This window comes from Pedobacter sp. MR2016-24 (assembly GCF_026239655.1).
Lineage (GTDB): Bacteria > Bacteroidota > Bacteroidia > Sphingobacteriales > Sphingobacteriaceae > Pedobacter.
Map to the genome: position 1 here is coordinate 13006 of NZ_JAPIVO010000009.1, position 18621 is coordinate 31626.

The 18621-nt window shown below is 43.4% G+C and carries 9 protein-coding genes; 5 read left to right on the forward strand and 4 right to left on the reverse strand.

Annotated features, from left to right (window positions below; all coding sequences use genetic code 11):
• Nucleotides 1–6: 6 nt before the first annotated feature.
• From OQX62_RS22790 to OQX62_RS22800, 3 genes are read left to right on the forward strand one after another with little or no spacing between them, the layout of a single operon-like run.
• Nucleotides 7–2514, forward strand: coding sequence for an MGH1-like glycoside hydrolase domain-containing protein (locus OQX62_RS22790; protein WP_265833972.1), 2508 nt, complete (start codon nt 7–9; stop codon nt 2512–2514).
• An 8-nt stretch (nt 2515–2522) separates the two neighbouring features.
• Nucleotides 2523–6005, forward strand: coding sequence for a family 43 glycosylhydrolase (locus OQX62_RS22795; RefSeq protein WP_265833973.1), 3483 nt, complete (start codon nt 2523–2525; stop codon nt 6003–6005).
• Nucleotides 6006–6007: 2 nt separating this feature from the next.
• Nucleotides 6008–7576 carry a M61 family metallopeptidase gene (locus OQX62_RS22800; protein ID WP_265833974.1) on the forward strand — a complete coding sequence of 523 codons (1569 nt, stop codon included), beginning with the start codon at nt 6008–6010 and terminating at the stop codon, nt 7574–7576.
• A gap of 131 nt (nt 7577–7707) precedes the next feature.
• Here the strand turns inward: OQX62_RS22800 and OQX62_RS22805 are convergent, their stop codons facing one another.
• The 4 genes from OQX62_RS22805 to OQX62_RS22820 are packed head-to-tail and all read right to left on the reverse strand — an operon-like array spanning nt 7708 to nt 14033.
• Entirely contained in the window at nt 7708–8652 is a 945-nt protein-coding gene (locus OQX62_RS22805; protein WP_265833975.1) for a hypothetical protein, read from the reverse strand.
• Between the two features lie 10 nt (nt 8653–8662).
• Nucleotides 8663–9346: a hypothetical protein gene (locus OQX62_RS22810; RefSeq protein WP_265833976.1), complete on the reverse strand. Its 684-nt coding sequence runs from the start codon at nt 9344–9346 to the stop codon at nt 8663–8665.
• Nucleotides 9347–9366: 20 nt separating this feature from the next.
• Entirely contained in the window at nt 9367–10842 is a 1476-nt protein-coding gene (locus tag OQX62_RS22815; protein ID WP_265833977.1) for a RagB/SusD family nutrient uptake outer membrane protein, read from the reverse strand.
• A 32-nt stretch (nt 10843–10874) separates the two neighbouring features.
• Nucleotides 10875–14033 (reverse strand): SusC/RagA family TonB-linked outer membrane protein, encoded by a 3159-nt coding sequence (locus OQX62_RS22820; protein WP_265833978.1) that lies wholly within the window; start codon nt 14031–14033, stop codon nt 10875–10877.
• Nucleotides 14034–14572: 539 nt separating this feature from the next.
• Between OQX62_RS22820 and OQX62_RS22825 the strand changes: the two genes are divergently transcribed.
• A complete protein-coding gene (locus OQX62_RS22825) occupies nt 14573–15970 on the forward strand; it encodes a POT family MFS transporter (RefSeq protein ID WP_265833979.1) in 1398 nt (465 codons plus the stop codon).
• Nucleotides 15971–16216: 246 nt separating this feature from the next.
• Nucleotides 16217–18604 (forward strand): glycoside hydrolase family 127 protein, encoded by a 2388-nt coding sequence (locus OQX62_RS22830; RefSeq protein ID WP_265833980.1) that lies wholly within the window; start codon nt 16217–16219, stop codon nt 18602–18604.
• Nucleotides 18605–18621: the final 17 nt, after the last annotated feature.

Sequence of the window (18621 nt, forward strand, 5' to 3'; positions counted from 1 at the left end):
CCGCTGATGCGTTTAAAATACTATTTCTCCTTTCTCGTTTTTTTATTGAGTATTCCCTTTTCGTATGGTCAGGTATTGAACAAACAAAAGATGCTGGACCGTTTTACTTTCTGGGAAAACAAGGACTGGAACTGGTACAAGGAGAATATTCCTTTTTTGGAGACGCCAGACAAGGATATTGACATGACTTATTATTACCGTTGGGATATGATGACGATCCACCTTGTATATGGATCGCCCGCCTCGGGTTATACGGTAACCGAGTTTATAGATCGGCCCTGGTGGTCGGGCACCTATGGTGCAATCAGCTGTTCGGTGAGTCAGCATCTCTATGATATGCGCTGGATGAGAGATCAGCATTATGTTAAGGATTATGCGAAATACTGGTTTTATACGCCGGGTGCACAACCACGGACTTATTCTACCTGGTTAGCGGACGCGATCTGGCAGCTGTATAAGGTAAATTATGACCGGAAACTGGTTACAGGATTAAAAGACAGCCTGGTAACGAATTTCGCCGGATGGGAAAAGGAGCACTGGAATGAAAAAGAAGGGCTGTTTGCCTGGTCGGGCATGCATGACGGGATGGAGACCAATATCAATAGTCGCCAGACCCCGCAATGGTTTGAAGGTGCATCTGGCTTCAGGCCAACGCTGAACAGTTATATGTGGGCGGATGCAAATGCGATCAGCAGTATTGCTGCTTTAACGGGCGACAACAGTACACAGCTCACTTTCTCCAAAAAAGCTGACCTGATCAAAACGAATTACCTGAAAAAGGGATGGAATACGGAGAAAAACTTCTTCATGCATAAGTTTGAGAAGGATGAGGAAGGGGGGATCAAAGCAAATACTTTTACTTATGAGACGGGAAAATATGCCGGTAATCCACATGGCAGGGAAGAGATAGGTTTTGTGCCCTGGTACTTTAACATGCCGGATAACAATGCTGGTTTTGAAACTGCCTGGAAATTTTTAATGGATCCCAGCTATTTTTATTCTCCTTACGGACCGACGACGGTAGAAAAAGGTGATCCATTGTATATGGTGGCTAAAAACTGCTGTGCCTGGAGTGGGAATGCATGGCCATTCGCTACGGCGCAGACTTTAACGGCAATGGCGAATGTAGTACGTAATTACAAACAGGATTTTGTATCAAAAGCAGATTACAATAAACAATTGCAGATTTATGCAAGAACGCATCGTAAGGATGGTAAACCATATATTGCAGAGGCCAACGAACCGGAAACAGGATCATGGTCCGGGCACGACGTAATTGGCCATAGTGAACATTATAACCATTCGTCTTACGTAGATCAGGTGGTGACGGGTTTGATGGGGCTGGAGCCGATGGATGCTGACTCGCTGACGGTTAACCCGCTGATTCCTGACGGATGGGCATATGCTTGTTTGGATGATGTGATCTACCACGGCAATAAAATCAGCATCATCTGGGACAAAACCGGATTGAAATACAATAAGGGTAAGGGCCTGAGTGTGTATATCAACGGAGAACTGAAAGCCTCTTCGGGCATTATAAAAAAACTGGTATTCCCGGTACAAGCTAAAACTGTTGCAGAACCGGAGAAACTGGTAAACTATGCAGTCAACAATGAAAAGGGAGAATTTTATCCAAGAGCAAGTGCGTCATTTCCGGGATCTGGTGGTGATGTGGAAGCAAAGCTGAATGACGGGCAATACTGGTATGTGAAGCCTACAACCAACCGCTGGTCATCTGTATATGCAAAGGGCTTAAAGAGCTGGACAGAGATAGACTTTGGTGGCGGGAGGCCAGTTAAAGAGGTTAAAATTTATTTTGTGGATGATAGTGCTGCGCGTATTAAAGCCCCTGTATCTTATACGCTGGAATACTGGAACGGAAAATCATGGGCTGTTATTCCCGGACAGGAACGCGTTTTCAATAATGCACAAACGCGGAAGGCCAATGCCATCCGTTTTCCTTTGCTGACTGTTTCGAAAATCAGGGTGCAGCTCACATCAGCTGCTGCTGCGGCGGTAAGCATCTCTGAGATTGAGGCTTGGGGACCACTACAGTCTGGTTTAACTACCACTGCAGCGCCTGAAAATACCAATATGGCTTTCAGAGATGTGGCAACGTTTAGTGCCTCTTATTATTCGAAATTTGATGAGCCAGGTGCGATCAATGATGGTTTTAAAGATCCAAACGCAAGGTGGACAGCGTATTTATCGCCCAACCCGACCGACTGGGTAGCTTTTAAACTAAATAAACAGAAGATGGTGAAAGAGGTGCGTATGTACGTTTTCGATGATCATGGTGGTACACAGCCACCGTTGAATTATACGGTAGAGTACTGGAATGGAAAGACCTGGCAGCCAACCCGGCAGACTGTGAAAATGCCGCTTAAACCAGTCGCCCATTTGAACCTTTGCCAGTTTACACCTGTAAAAACAGACCAGATCAGGATTGTTGTTACCCACCCGAATCCTGCTAAAAAGGTATTCAGTGGATTTTATGAAATTGAACTTTACTAATCTATTTTATGCGTTATATCAACCGGTTTTTAATCCTGATTTGTGTTGTGCTGCTTGGTCAGTCGCTCTCTGCACAGCAAAAGCATTTTGATGCGCCAAATGCTGGTAACCCTATCCTTCCCGGGTACTTTGCCGACCCTACAGTTAAGAAATTCGGAGATACGTTTTATATCTATGCAACGACAGATGGCAATGGCGGGGGCTTCGGCCCTGCGCAGGTCTGGATGTCGAAAGACTTCGTTAACTGGAGTCTGCAGGACATGAACTGGCCAACCACTCATTATTACTGGGCACCTGATGTAACGAAGGCGCCGGATGGCAGGTATTATATGTATTACTGTCAGCCTGTAGAGATATTCGGCGCCTGGGCTTCCTCACCAGTTGGTCCATGGACACCACTATTGCCTCCCGGTGAGCCGGTAGTTAAAAATTTCCTGGTACCTAATGTGATTACGCTCGATGGACAGACCTTCAGAGATGACGATGGAAAGATGTATATGTTCTGGGGTACCTGGGGCATTTATCCGGATCATGGTTGCGGGGTTGGTCTGTTAAATCCTGATATGAAATCTTTCGCCAAACTGGCACAGATTCCAAATACAGTAGCTAAAGATTTCTTTGAGGCGCCATTTATGTTTAAACGGAACGGTTTGTATTACCTCACTTACTCTTCCGGGCGTTGTGAGGATGATACTTACAGGGTACAATATGCCGTGAGTAAAACTGGTCCGATGGGTCCTTTTGTATATGGAAAAAACAATCCTGTATTAACCACAAATGGTGATGGTACGGTTCATGGACCTGGTCATCAATCGGTATTACAGGAAGGGAATGATTTTTACCTGATCTATCACCGTCATAACAATCCACACTCTGGTGGAGGTTATCACCGTCAGGTAGCCGCAGATAAGCTTGTTTTTGATGCTGAAGGTAATATCGAAAAATTGGTGCCTACACATGCAGGTGTAGGTTTCCTGGCAACTAATGTTAATCCGTCGGTCGACCTTCTGGAAGGGAAAACTGTCACTGCATCTTCGGCTTACAGTGCAGCATTTAAACCTGAATTTGCGCTGGATCATAATAACGGTACGCTTTGGAAGCCGAAGAACAATACCAGTGAATCCTGGTTAAGTATAGATCTGGGGGCTGTGAAGAGAATTAAAAGTGTGCAGACTCAGTTTGAATATGCCACCTGGTATTACCAATACCTGATTGAATATTCTTTGGACGGAAAACAATGGCTTGTGTTTGCAGATCAGACTAAAAATACCGTGCATGGAAGTCCGATGACTGATGTAGGTGATGTAAAGGCCAGATTCCTGAGATTAACCATAACCAATACAGAATATCCCGGATTAAATAAAGCTGTGTGGAATATCCGTGCTTTTGCAGATGATCATTATCATCCGAAAATGGCGGTGAAAGCTAAAGATCCGGCGACCGTTCCATCTATCAAACCACAAGGTTTGCTGGTGGATCTGGACGCGCGCAAATTTGAGCGGGGAGCAGCAGTTAGTTCATGGACCAATGAAGGTATTTTAGGTGGTGCATTCATTCCTGAATCTGCTGCTATTCCCGCTGCCGAGATTATAGGCGGTAAAAAAGCAGTTGTATTTGCAGGGAATTCTTCGTTCAGATCCAGCTTTACAGCTCCTTTATCATTGAGCGGGAACAGCAGTTTTACCGTGGCCATGTGGGTGAATAATCCTGTCATTGAAGATGAAGAACCTGTAGTATCCTGGACAGCCAGAGGCGGAGTGGATATGACCAATGCTACAATTGGTTATGGCAGCAATAAACGATGGGGCGCCGCCGCACATTGGGGTTGGGCAGATATGCCTTATAAAACACTGCCTGAAGCAGGAAAATGGCATCACATTGCGCTGGTATTTGATGGAACAAATGAAAGGTTATATATAGACGGAGTACTGGACAGGATAGAACTGAAGATGCTTTTTCTGGCCAATCTTAAAAACTTTGTATTAGGTACTACGGCTGATAAAAATGCTTTTTTTACAGGTGCACTTGCATCACTGAAAGTCTATGATACGGCATTGGAGGAGAGTGAAATTGTTAAAATGGCTGCGGAGCCGATGAACGCTGATGTGGCGGTTTACCTGGATGCAGCGAAACTGCCATATGGCGCTATAAAGAGCTGGAAAAATGAAGGATTTAGCGAGGGTAGTTTTACCGCTGATGGTACTATTCCGAAAGTGGCAGACCAGGCAGGTAAAATTGCGGTGGTATTTGAAGGAAGGGCTCAACTCAATTTCAGCAATCCAGTACCTGATTTTATGAGGAATGATCGTCCTTATGCAGTATCTATGGAAGTCATCGCCAAAACATTCGGTAAGGGCTGGCATCATTTGGTGAAGGTGTATAGTGGAAGAACGCAACAAACTTATGTTGATGGTATATTAAAAGATATTCCGGACCTGAATCTACTGACTACAGAAGGCAATGTATTGTCTATCGGTTCTGATCAGGTGAAGGCACTTGCTTCGGTAATGGTTTATGATCATGTTTTTGATGCAGCAGCTGTTGCCGGACTTTACCAGGCATGGAAAAAGAATATGCCAGCTGTGGTAAATAAAAGCGGATTCAAAGACGAGCCTAAAGCGCTTAGCACGGACATGGTTAGCATGACTGCTGCTGTCGTAAACTTACCAGGCCGTATTTATCAGTATAATTTTATGGAGACAAGTGGTCAATCGGGCAATACAGAAAGCGGATGGATAGATGAACCAGCGTATATCAATTATGGATTGAGTGCGGGAAAAGAATATGCTTATATGGTTAAGGTAAGGGACAATTATGGAAATGTAACTGCAGCTGCACAGCCGGTAAAAGTGAAAACAAATCCGGTATTATTTAATATTGCTGCAACTGCGTTTGAAGATGCCACAGATTTCACGAATGGAAAGACAAGGAACTTGTGGACAGGGTTTGTAGGGAAAGCTGACACTGCTGCAAGTGCGGGAGGTACCTTAAAACTGGCTTCTACAGATACGAAATGGGACGGGGGAGAACCGAAAGGGCCATTTCTTTATAAACAGGTGAAGGGCGACTTCCTGGTGCAGGTGGAAGTTATAGATGTAAGTGGCCTCAAAACCAAAAAAGCAAACGGCGCTAATGACGCAGGTTTAATGGTGCGTTCAGAATCATCCGATAACCTGTTGCAGAACAGTATCTTTCCCGGTTGGGGAGTAGGGAATATGGTAACCAGTCTGGACAGGCGCGGTCGCGCGCAAACCAATAATATGTCTGCCTGGGATTTTTACAGGCACCTGCAGATCCAGCGCAGTGGAAATCTGTTCTACCTGAGAGGCAGTAGTGACGGATTGCATTGGAAAGAACTGCCGGGCAGTCCACTTCAAAGGCCGGATATGAGTGATACACTACAAGTAGGGCTGTTCCATGCCACTTATGGTACGCAAAGCGGATACGGCGTTTTTGATAATTTTAAATTGATTCAGGAGAAGAAAAAATAACTATGTTCAGATTTCAGGTTTTTGTTGTATCATTCGTTGTCACCTTGTTGATTTCTTTTTCAGCAATGAGTGCTGCACCGCGACTTAGGTTTAAGGTGAGTATGCAGGATCCGGCTAGCCATTATTACCATGTAGAATTGCGTTGTGAAGGTTTCAAAAAAGACAAACTCAACTTTAAATTACCTGCTTGGACACCAGGATATTACTGGATCATGGATTTCGCGAAAAACGTGGTCAGGTTTAAGGCAGAGACCGCCGATGGTAAGATTTTAGCCTGGGATAAGGTAGATAAAAATAACTGGGAAGTAAATGCTGCTGCAGCGGATGTTGTGGTAATCAGTTATGATGTTTTTGCCAATACACATTCTGTTGCTGACCCATTTTTAGATGAAAGTCATGCCTATATTTCCACTGCGGGTGTATTTATGCATCTTGCAGGAGAACTGAACCAGCCTGCAGAGATTGTACTGCAGCCTTATAAAAAATGGACTACGGTTTCTACCGGTTTGGAGCCCGTTGCTGGCAAAGTCTATACTTACACGGCTGTTAATTTCGATGAACTCTATGATTGCCCTGTATACATCGGTAACCAGAAAACAATGTCATTTGAAGTAAAGGGCATCAAACATACCATTGCTATGGTTGATCCTGCGGCATTTGATACCCTGCGCTTCGCGGCAGATCTGAAAAAGATCGTGGTAGCAGGCACCGATCTGATGGGCGATATTCCTTATCAACATTATACATTTATCATTATGGGCCCCGGACAGGGCGGCCTGGAACACCGGAATTCTACGGCTGTATTTTCTTCTCCCGGTTACATGATGGCGAATAAAGCTTCTTACAATGGCTGGCTATCCTTTCTTGCGCATGAGTATTTCCATTTGTATAATATTAAGGCGATCCGGCCCGTGGCCCTAGGTCCGTTTAATTACGATAAGGAAAACCTTACGCACATGTTATGGGTATCTGAAGGTTTTACCGTGTATTATGAATATATCCTGCAGAACAAAGCAGGTCTCATCAACAAGGAAGAGTTTCTGGACTTTCTAACCTCGTCGATTACGAACTATGAGAATATCCCAGGGCACCAGCTGCAGTCGGCCACGGCCTCCAGCTATGACACCTGGATTCAGTTTTTTAACAAGAATGAGAATGCAGCAAATACAACCATATCTTATTATGATAAAGGCTGTGCTATGGGATTATTACTGGATCTGAAAATCAGACATGAGACTGGAAACAAACGTTCTCTGGATGATGTAATGCGCACGCTCTATAAAGAATATTACCAGCAGAAAAAGCGTGGGTTTACAGATGCGGAATTCAGAGCAGTTTGTGAGCGTATTGCCGGGGCAAATCTGGAAGAAATTTTTACTTATGCCTCTACGGTGAAGGATATAGATTACCAGAAATACCTGGATTACGCGGGTTTGAAGGTTGATTTAAGTCCCTTGCTTTCAGATAAAGCCAGCAGAGAGGGCGATTTTGTTAAACGCAGTTTCAAACTGAGTATCCAGGAAAAGCTATCGGGCTTGCAAAGGAATATCCTGAAGGGGATGATGAAGTAAAGCGGGGTAATTTCAACAGAAATGCCGCCGGATATAATAACTCCGGCGGCATTTCTGCTTGTTGTTTTTCATGAAATGTTGGCTATTGATCTTCATCTAATAAATATCCAACAGGTTTTTACTGACCAGCTTTACTTTTTGGTTATCGTTGGCAATTTCAAAGTCAACGTATAACTGCCGGGCGCATATACTTTGAAGTCATCAAATGTGAAATTTACATTTCTGTTTTCAGTTACGAAAGCTCCCGGTATTCTGTAATAGGCCAGTTTGTTATTATTACCATTTTTAATGGGAAATCCGTTTGGCAATACAGGGAAACCCCATTCCATACCTATAGCAGATTTGACCATTGGATAATAAGGATTCATCTGTGCAAAATTCCCTCTGTCTCCCCTTGTAATTACTTCGCCATTAGCCGGACTAAAGGCTACACCGTTTTTATCCACTACTTTGATCGTGATTTTATTAGGCCCTCCGGCATCGCGTTCCACCGAAATTTCCGGGTTGGGCAGATTGATAAAGTCGGCCTCAAGACCGATAGGTGAGGTAGAAGAGAAAGCACTGAGAATCGTATAGGCAACCGGGCCCGTGATATGAATATCACAAGCATTTAAAATGGTTATTGATCCTCTGCTATTGGTGACTTTCACATCAATAACATACATCCCGGTATCCACGTTATTGGTGGCAGAAGTGAACTCCAGTCGCCCGCCAGTCTGATTCAAATGAAAAGGCGGTCTTGTGCTCTTCACAATTTTTGCATTGAGCAAAGCGAGTGTAGAATCTGCATCGGTAATTCCTGCACTGAAAGTAGACACCTCAAATTCTTTCAGCATATTCTCTGCCGCTTGTCCTGTTGCCTTGTTTCTGATGGACAGCAATTCTACCTGCAGCGGCAGTGATGACTGATCTGCATTGATGGCACTGGAGTAAAAAACTTTCCCTTGCGGTACTTCGAGCAATTTAGGATTGTAGAATAAGTTGGGGCTCAGGTAACCGGTTTCCGTTTTCTTGCAGCTGAGGACCGTCACTAAGTAAACAGCCAGGGTAGCTAAATATATATATGGGCGTTTCATGTTTTCTAATTTAGAAGGTGACGAAAGTATGTGTATTGGCCAGGACGTGCAGGATTCCTCCGGAAGAGGTCTCTATACCGGTAGTTTGGCAGACTACAGCAATATCCAGCGGGTTATCCGGTGTTACTGTTTCTCCGGGAACATCTTGTCTGCCACGGATTTTTACATAGTATAACAAGTACACAGGCTGGCCTGACCATTGGTTATGCGCGCCGTCGGTCGATTGTAAACGCTGGATACCTGAGGTTGTACTGCCCAGATTGGCAGTTGGATGTACGACGAAGTCAGTGAAGTCTGATGTTCTGATCTGATTAGCGAACAGATATTGTTTGATAGAATCTACTGTAAGCCTGGCGTAAAGACTGTCCATCGTAAAGCTAGCCTGCTCATCTTTCATTTTTACCCGCGCATTCTGAAACTTCATGTAGCGGTTAATGGAGAAGTCGCTCGGTGCAAAAAACGTCTTCGCATTGTTCACTTCATCCTTCAGGTTATAATGCAGAATGATGGTCGTCAGCGTATCAAACATATGATATTTATGCTGCTGCAGGTAATCAAAGGTTGTTAAGGGTGTTTTTGCATCGTGAATGCCACCGTCGTCCAGATAATCCTTCTTGCAGGCACTGCATAATAAAAGTGCCGTTAAAGCGATCATCAATGCCGGGTATAAGGTCACGTTATATAATTTCTTCATCTTTTTTGATTTTAAATGTTTTACATGCTGGATGCCCAGAAAGGCGTTTGCGTGATCAGGCTGTTTAAAGCGATAAGCGTAGGGTCTACCGGCCAGTAATACTTGCCGCGCAGGAATTGGGATTCTGACATCCTTGTGCCGCCAAATGCATAGATCTGCTTCACTTTAGCCAGTCTTACCAGGTCATAGTACCGATGGCCTTCCAGAAATAATTCGCGACCCCGCTCATCAATAATAGCCTTGAAAAGGTTGTCATCAGTTCCATCATAAGCCAGGAGTCCGGCTGCATTTCTGATCTCATTTAATGGTGCTTTTGCTTCAGCAAACCGGTTCAGCGCTGCAAGGGCTTCGGCCTGCAATAATTTGATATCTGCCAGTCTGAAAACGATAATGTTATTGTAAGCAATAGGGATAACAATGTTATTCTGCGTGCTGTACTGAAAATTTGCGTATTTAATACAGATCGGATCAGTTGTACCCAGAAATGCGAATGAGTTTTTCCTGCGCAGGTCGGTCGTATCACTATACAGTTCAGTCAGTGTTGTTGTATTCAGCGTATAGAGGGCATTACCATTATTGGTGGTATTGTAAGGTGCCTTGGTAGTATATCTCGCTATTCCATTGATTGCACCTTCATTTTGGGCGTTCATGGAGATTTCAAAAATACCTTCGGTTGACTGTCCCTTGTATATGCTTAAATAGTTGCTTGCTCTGTTGACCAGGCTGTACTGACCACGTGTAATCACTGAATCTGTTGCCGCAAGACATTCAGTGTAATTTTGCTGCCAGGCATAAATATGTGCCAGCAATGCCCATGCGGCACCTCTGTTGGCACGGATAGCCCTGTTGGTGGTGCTAGAATAACCGTATTGCAACAATGGAATAGCCGCTTTAAGGTCACTGATGCATTGTGCCATTACGGCTTCTTTTGAAGCACGGGGTAAATTCACCGCATTTTCTGCTGCCACTTCAGTGGTCACCAACGGTACATCACCCCATACGCGTGAAATATAAAAGTAGCTGAAAGCACGAACGAAATACGCTTCACCAATCAGGCTGTTTTTTGTTGCGCCATTCTGGCCTGTAGTAAAATCAATTTTTGGAATGTTCCTGATACTGCTGCTTGCCTGGTCAATCGCTCTGTAGAAATTATCCCATCTGCGCAAACCATACATAGGGCGGTAATCAGCACTTGCTGGTACACCGATAGACAAATTAAGATTACTGATATCCTGTCCGTCTTCGCTTCCTACGGCAGAAAATTGATCAGTAGGCAGATCACCATAGGCATAATAGGCAATGGTCTTATTATTAAGGGCGGTTCTTAGTAAGGCATAACATCCCGCGACACCACTCTCTGCGTCACTGGCTGTTTTCCAATAGTTAACTTCTGCAGGATTACTAATCGGTTCCTGATCCAGAAACTTCTTACAGGAAGCAAAAAGCAGGCTTCCTATGCAGATTGTTGCTATGATAAATATTTTTGATGATTTCATTTTAATAGATTTAATTGGAGATAATACAAAACTTAGAAAGTAGCTTCCAGACCGAATGTTATTTTCTTTGGCAGGGAATAAGTATTTCCGTTATAATAACCTGTTGCTTCAATCAGCTCAGGATCAGGTACATCGGCATATTTTTTCAGGTACAGGTTATCGGCAACACTATAAATCCGGAATCCCTGCATTTTGAATTTTTTAACGATAGACTGAGGTAAGGAATAACTTAACTGAATACTTTTAACCCGGATAAAGCTGGCATTCTGTACAAAAGCAGAAGAACCGATGTTCCATTTATCCACTGTGTTTCTAACCAGTCCTGCCACTTCTGCATTGGTATTGGTTGGCGACCAGAATGTTTTGCCTTCGGTGAGATGTGTAGCCGGGCCAGAGCTTACTCCCCATCTGTAATATGGATCGTCAGTACCTGCATCCTGCAGAAGATCAGATAAATAACCATTTCTTAACTGGCGACCAGCCACAAATGTGGTTAATACACTCAGAGAGAAGTTTTTGTAGCTGAATGTATTCGTCATACCACCGGTATATTTCGGATTCGGACTACCTGAGTTAATCTTATCGCTATCATTAATGATATAATCTCCGTTCATATCTTTCAGTGCCGGGTCACCCGCACCATAGAACTGATTAGTTGCACCATTTTTAAGTCTGTCACCCGTCAATGGATCTACCGGTACATCTGCAAGGGTTGCATATACACCCGTTTGTTCCCATGCTTTGTAATAGAAAAGCGGTAATCCCAGACTTAAACTTTGCTGTAACCAGGGTGGTCCGTAAGTGATCTCACGCCCGTTGTTTGGCAGTTTGATCACATAGTTTTTATTATAAGCAATATTGAAGTTAGTTGACCATTGCAATTTGGACGCCGGGCCAAGATTCCTGGTATTCAAAGTTAACTCGACACCTGTATTTCTTGTACTTACAATGTTAGCCAGTAAAGTGGTATAACCAGTGGTTACAGGAACGGGAATTGCCAGTACCTGATCGTAGGTATCCCTTACATAATAATCTCCTGTCAGCATAATCCGGTCTTTAAAAAAGCTGATATCTGCACCAATATTAAACTGCTTATTCGTTTCCCATTTGATTGTTGAGGATGCGGCAGGGCCATAGTAAAATGGATAAGCTACCTGGGTTCCGTTGTAGGTAGTAATGTTCTGCAGACCTCTGTCGCCTGCAATTCCATTTGCCAGTCCTGATCCATCGTAATCTGCTGCGGAAGTCAGTGTAGTGTACTGTGCATAAAAATCACCCGGATCCTGTCCGGTTAAGCCATAACTGCCCCTGATTTTAAAGAAAGAAACTACATCCTTCATCGGTTTTAGGAACTCCTCTTCCGAAAGTACCCAACCTAATGATACTGAAGGGAAACTTGCCCATCTGTTATCTACGCTGTATCGCGAAGATGCATCCCGGCGGTAACTTGCCTGTAACAGGTATTTCGATTTATAATCATAACTCAATCGTGCGAAATAAGATAGCTTTGAGCGTTGTCCGGTATAAGAGTTACCAGAAAGATCTGCCCCTGGTGCCAGTCCCTGTACAGTTTTTACACCTGCGATCGTAATATTCCTACCCTGAACAAAGCTGTTATTCCTTGTCGCGCGCTCGGCACCCTGACCTATCAATGCACTGAAACTATGGTCTTCTTTTACCTTAAAATTATAGGTCAGGTAATTGGTTGTTTCCCATGTCCTGGATTGCAGAATTTCTGTAAAAGCTCTGCTGATTCCATCGCCCAGCACACCTGGCATAAAATAGTTCCTTGTATTGTTCTGTGTGTTATAACTATAGTTACTCGTAAACAACAGGTTTTTGGCCAGCGTGGCATTTAACTGCACATTCGCTACTAACGAGGTATTGCGATCATCATCACGTAACTCATCGTAGGTACCGCTATACAATTGCTCTTCCAGTTCCCTTACCTTGAAAAAGGAAGATGGGAAACCCCATGTGATAAAGGGGGAAACAGCTCCGGTACCCATCCCATGTTTGGCTTTACTGTTACCATAGATAATGTTGGTATTTACACTGATGGCTTTACTCGGTTTGACCATAAGGAACAGACTAGGCGTAAGCCTGTCAAAATCATAACCTTTGTAAACACCCTCTTCGTAGTACTTATTTACGGCAAATTTGTAGGAATATTTGTCCTCAGCAGCACTGACACTTGCATCAATATTATAGATACCAGCGTTCTGCGTAAATAATCCCTGCCAGTCTGTATTGTTATTGAAGGCCACGTTTAAACTGTCCGTCAGAATCTGACTTAGTCCGGCCTGAAGCCTGTCATACGTACCTTGTCCATACAGATAATCCATTTTTAACCTCCGTTCTGAGGCACCGGTAATGACTGATCTGAGCGATGGTTTGCCCGACATTCCATAGTAACTGGAAAGCCTGATTTGCGGTATACCCAGCTTAGGCCGTTTCGTGGTCACAATAATTACACCGTTTGCTGCTCTTGAGCCGTAAATTGCAGAGGCAGAGGCATCTTTTAATACGTCAATCGTTTCAATATCGTTGGGATTGATTACTGCCAGAGGATTCGATCCTGCACTGGACTGCATATCATTCACATCGTAAACCACATTATCAATGACGTATAGCGGAGAGGAGGTTCCACCAAGGTTCACACTGCTGCTCCCCCTAATATTTACGATGTTGTTCGCACCCGGTTCGCCAGTTGTACTCATTACGGCTAAACCCGCTACTCTTCCTTGTAACATCGCATCCACAGAGGCGTAAGGCGTATTCTGAAAGTCCTTTCCTTTAATAGATGAAATGGCAGAGGATGATTTCTTTCTTTCTATGGTTTGATAACCGATGAGTACTACCTCACTGAGTGATTGATTATCATCTTCCAGCTTTATATTTAATACACTTTTTCCGGCAGCCGGGAGTTCTTTTGCCAGGTAACCGACCATACGGAAAGTGATGGTAGCACTAGTTTGAGTAAGTGTAAGACTGAATTTTCCGTCGCCATTACTTGTGGTTCCGTTTTTTGTGCCTTTTTCAAACACAGATACGCCAGGCAGCGGATTATTTTTATTGTCCACAACGGTTCCACTTACCTTGTTTTGCGCAAAGGCACTCCAGGGTATAAGGAGATAGAAGATTACTCCGAGAACCATTTTAAGAATGGGTTTAGTAAAGTTTTGTTTCATAAAAGAATTGGTTAGTGGTGGTTGATTTTATTTTAAATATATATTGACCACACAACCTTAATCCTGCATATTTTAACATCTATTAACAGTTTTTTAATGATTTGCTTACAGCAAACCTTTAATTGTTGAAATAAAAGGGAGGTTTTAACATCCATAGCCAGACTAAAATTTGGTTCATGCGAAGTACTGAGTATTATAATTGTGTCAGTTATTTTATTTTAAGGATGATATCGGTTAATATCATACCTGTTTAAATCAATTTATGTCAAATCATTTGTCGTAACTCTCTGTCTGACAATCTCCAATATTTGGTTTGGAAGCACTCAGTACAGTTTATGTTACCACCTGAACGACTTAAGCTCTTGTTTATGACCAATGGCTAAATTTCGTTCTGCGTCTTTTTTCTGGATAATTTTCAATTTTATTATTTGACTTCGTCAATTTTGTGGCAGTTGAAAAGGTATGATTTGGTTAATATCTAACTGCTTTAAATTAAAAACCGGTCATCATTTCTTGGATTTAAAGAGCAGATTTACTTCATGGCCTATCCTAAGAGTTTACCTTATATTATTGCCAACGAGGCTGCTGAACGTTTCAGCTTTTATGGCATGCGTTCCATCCTGACCACCTTCCTGGTATTGCAGTTTTTTAACCCTTTACTTAATCCTGCGCTGCAATCAGTCGCGGAAGCAAAAGCAAATGAAGCCACTCATTTTTTCGTATCGCTGGCCTATACTGTACCCTTTGTTGGTGCCATTGCAGCGGATTGGTTTTTTGGGAAGTATAAGGTTATTCTGTGGATTTCCTTATTGTATTGCGTAGGGCATTTGTTGTTATCACTATTTGATACCGATCTGGATATGTTCAGGTTCGGCCTTGTGCTGATTGCGATAGGTGCGGGAGGGATAAAATCATGTGTATCGGCTAATGTGGGCGACCAGTTTAATAAGGATAACCAGCATCTGCTTTCTAAGGTGTATGCCTGGTTTTATTTTAGTATCAACGCAGGCTCAGCGCTTTCTACCTTGCTGATTCCAATTGTTTATGCTGCATATGGTCCTAAATGGGCATTTGGGATTCCCGGAATATTAATGGCCATCGCTACAATCATCTTTTATTTTGGCCGTAACACATATGTGCGCGTGCCGCCCACAGGTATCAGAAAAGATAACTTTGTTTTTATCAGTTTATATGCATTGTTAAATTTTCGTAAAAAACAAAAAGGTCAGTCCTTGTTAGATGTAGCCAAATTGAAATTTAATCCTGAAAAGGTGGAGGACATCAAGGCCGCATACCGTGTGATTGCTGTATTCAGTTTTATCCCTCTTTTCTGGGCAATGTGGGATCAGAATCTTTCAGAATGGGTATTGCAGGCCGCTAAACTGGATCGTCATATTTTTGGCTATGAGTTATTGCCGCAGCAGATTCAGACCGTTGATCCTTTTTTTCTGTTACTGCTGATTCCGGTATATAATTACCTGATATATCCTTTTATGGAGCGTATGGGGGTTAGCATGACGCCACTCCGCAGGATAGGTGGAGGATTAGCAATGATTGTGATTTCATTTGTAATTATTGCACTGGTGCAAACAGGAGTGGATCAGGGAACACATCCTTCAGTATGGTGGCAGGTATTTGCTTATTTTTTCCTCGCTGCTGCGGAAGTAATGGTTTCCGTTACCTGTCTTGAATACGCTTATACACAAGCTCCTGCTTCAATGAAAAGCACAATGGGTGCGATATGGCTGCTGACTATTGCCATTGGTAATATATTTACCGCGCTGGTTAACCGGAGCATTTCGAACCACGGCTTTTTCGCTTCGCTGGAAGGAGCAACCTATTACTGGTTTTTTATCGGGTTGATGGTCTTAGTGCTGGTTATCTATATGATTGTTTCACCTAAGATCAAAGAGCGGGTGATATTGCCAGCATCATAATTCCTCACTCAACCATCATCCTTTTCCAACCCGGGGGTACAGATCACCTGAACAATGGGTGAACGACGGGTGAAGAAACTGTGAGGAAATTATAATCCAGGGAGACTCTGACTAATACAATTACATGCCAAAATGCCCCCTCCTCAATCAAGACAATATCCTGTTGTTATTGGTTAATATGCTACTTATAGCAGTTCCTTAATCTTATAAATTTGAGTTCTCCTAAACCTGAATATTGAACCGAATATGAGAATTAATAAACTGATAATCCTATTGTCGCTGTTTTCTGAGACAATATATGCACAGCAAAAAGACTATCCAATTCAGCCTGTTGCGTTTACGCATGTACATGTAAACGACCAGTTCTGGGCACCTAAAATGGCCGTAAATGCTAATATAACCATTCCTTATACCTTGCAGCAATGCAGGATGGACGGCCGGATAGACAACTTCCTTAGGGCGGCTAAAACTATTCCGGGTGATAAGCTCAGCGCTTTTCCATTCGATGATACAGATATTTATAAGGTAATAGAAGGCGCTTCCTATGCGATGCAGATGAAGGCAGATCCTGCGATGGACAAATACATTGATTCGCTGATCACAATTATAGCTGCGGCACAGGAGAAGGACGGTTACCTGTTTACTTTCCGCACGGTAAATGCTGCTAAGCCCCATGACTGGATTGGGAGTAAGAGATGGGAAAAGGAAGAGGAACTGAGTCATGAGTTGTACAACTCGGGACACCTGTTTGAATCTGCCGTAGCCCATTATCAGGCTACAGGAAAGAAAACCTTACTGAATATTGCGATTAAAAATGCAGACCTGCTGGTGAAGGATTTCGGTTATGGGAAAGTAGAGAAATATCCTGGCCACCAGGTCGTAGAGATAGGTCTCGTAAAATTATATCGTATTACAGGGAATGAAAAATACCTGGATCTGGCCAAGTTTTTTCTGGATGAACGCGGACCAAAAGGGGATGCCTACAATCAGGCACAAGCAAAGGTAGTTGATCAGCATGAGGCAGTTGGTCATGCGGTAAGAGCTACTTATATGTATACCGGTATGGCAGATGTTGCTGCGATTACCGGCGATAAAAAGTATCTGAAAGCAATTGATGATATCTGGGAAGATGTAGTCAATAAGAAATTATATATCACCGGTGGTATTGGTGCTACAGGCGCTGGCGAAGCCTTTGGGGAAGCTTATCAGCTCCCTAATATGTCGGCCTACGCAGAGACCTGTGCTGCGATTGCCAATATTTACTGGAACAGCAGGATGTTCCAGCTGCATGGAGATGCCAAATACATTGACGTACTGGAACGCACTTTATATAACGGATTATTGTCTGGCGTTTCCCTGAGCGGTGACCGTTTCTTTTATCCTAATCCGCTGGCTTCTATGCATCAGCACCAGCGTAGCGCATGGTTCAGCTGTGCTTGCTGTATTTCGAACATGACCCGTTTTTTACCTTCGGTGCCAGGTTATGTATATGCACAGGATGCGGATAACTTATATGTGAACCTCTTTATGAGCAACAGCAGTGAGATTAAACTACCTGCGGCGAATGTGAAAATTGCCCAGACCACCAACTATCCATGGGATGGGAAAGTCGAAATCAAAGTTGATCCTGATAAAAGTGCGGCATTTGCGCTGCATGTCCGGATTCCGGGATGGACAGGTACACAGCCTGTTCCGGGAACGCTGTACAGCTTTATGGAAAGTCCGGCTGCACCGGTAACGCTATTAGTGAATGGAAAACCGCTAAAATATACCGTGGTTAAAGGTTATGCCGTGATTCAGCGCAGCTGGAAAAAAGGTGATCAGCTGACACTCTCACTGCCAATGGAAACCAGAAAGGTAGTTGCAAATGAGAAAGTAAAGGATGATAAAGGGCGTTTTGCTTTTCAGCGCGGACCGGTAGTCTACTGCCTGGAAGGTCCTGATAACCGTGACAGCCTTGTGCAGAATATTATGGTCGATAAAAATGCGGTGCCTGCAATGGCATTTAACACAGAATTGCTGAATGGTATTGAAGTGTTAACGGTAAAAGGCTTAAGCGCTAACAGACAGGTAAACAGCAGCGAAATCATTAAGACAGCACAGGACGTAACAGCGATTCCTTATTATGCATGGGCAAATCGTGGTCCGAGTGAGATGGCCGTCTGGATTCCTTATGAAGAATCTGCATCGCGACCAAAACCTGCGGCAACTATAGCTTCAAAAAGTAAGGTTTCCGGCTCTTTGAGTAATAAACAATTGCTGGTTTCGGTGAAGGACCAGTATGATCCGGTAGATTCTAAAGACACGAACTATCCTTACCTGCACTGGTGGCCTAAAAAGGATTCGAAGGAATACCTGCAATACGATTTTGACCAGGAATATGAGGTCACCCAATCTAAAGTTTACTGGTTCGATGATGCGCCGTGGGGCGGATGCCGTATACCGGCCAGCTATCAGGTTTTATACCTGAAAGATGGAAAATGGTTGCCTGTGGAAAATACGAACAGCTACGCTGTGGAGAAAGATAAATTCAATACGTTAAGCTTTAAGCCGGTTAAAACAAGTGCATTACGACTGGAATTACAGCTGCCTAAAGAGAATGCGTCGGGCATTCACGAATGGATCATTAACTAGATCATTTTAAATCAACA

Coding starts and splice junctions, on each gene's coding strand:
- OQX62_RS22790 (WP_265833972.1), top strand. CDS start 7: ATGCGTTTAAAATACTATTTCTCCTTTCTCGTTTTTTTATTGAGTATT.
- OQX62_RS22795 (WP_265833973.1), top strand. CDS start 2,523: ATGCGTTATATCAACCGGTTTTTAATCCTGATTTGTGTTGTGCTGCTT.
- OQX62_RS22800 (WP_265833974.1), top strand. CDS start 6,008: ATGTTCAGATTTCAGGTTTTTGTTGTATCATTCGTTGTCACCTTGTTG.
- OQX62_RS22805 (WP_265833975.1), bottom strand. CDS start 8,652: ATGAAACGCCCATATATATATTTAGCTACCCTGGCTGTTTACTTAGTG.
- OQX62_RS22810 (WP_265833976.1), bottom strand. CDS start 9,346: ATGAAGAAATTATATAACGTGACCTTATACCCGGCATTGATGATCGCT.
- OQX62_RS22815 (WP_265833977.1), bottom strand. CDS start 10,842: ATGAAATCATCAAAAATATTTATCATAGCAACAATCTGCATAGGAAGC.
- OQX62_RS22820 (WP_265833978.1), bottom strand. CDS start 14,033: ATGAAACAAAACTTTACTAAACCCATTCTTAAAATGGTTCTCGGAGTA.
- OQX62_RS22825 (WP_265833979.1), top strand. CDS start 14,573: ATGGCCTATCCTAAGAGTTTACCTTATATTATTGCCAACGAGGCTGCT.
- OQX62_RS22830 (WP_265833980.1), top strand. CDS start 16,217: ATGAGAATTAATAAACTGATAATCCTATTGTCGCTGTTTTCTGAGACA.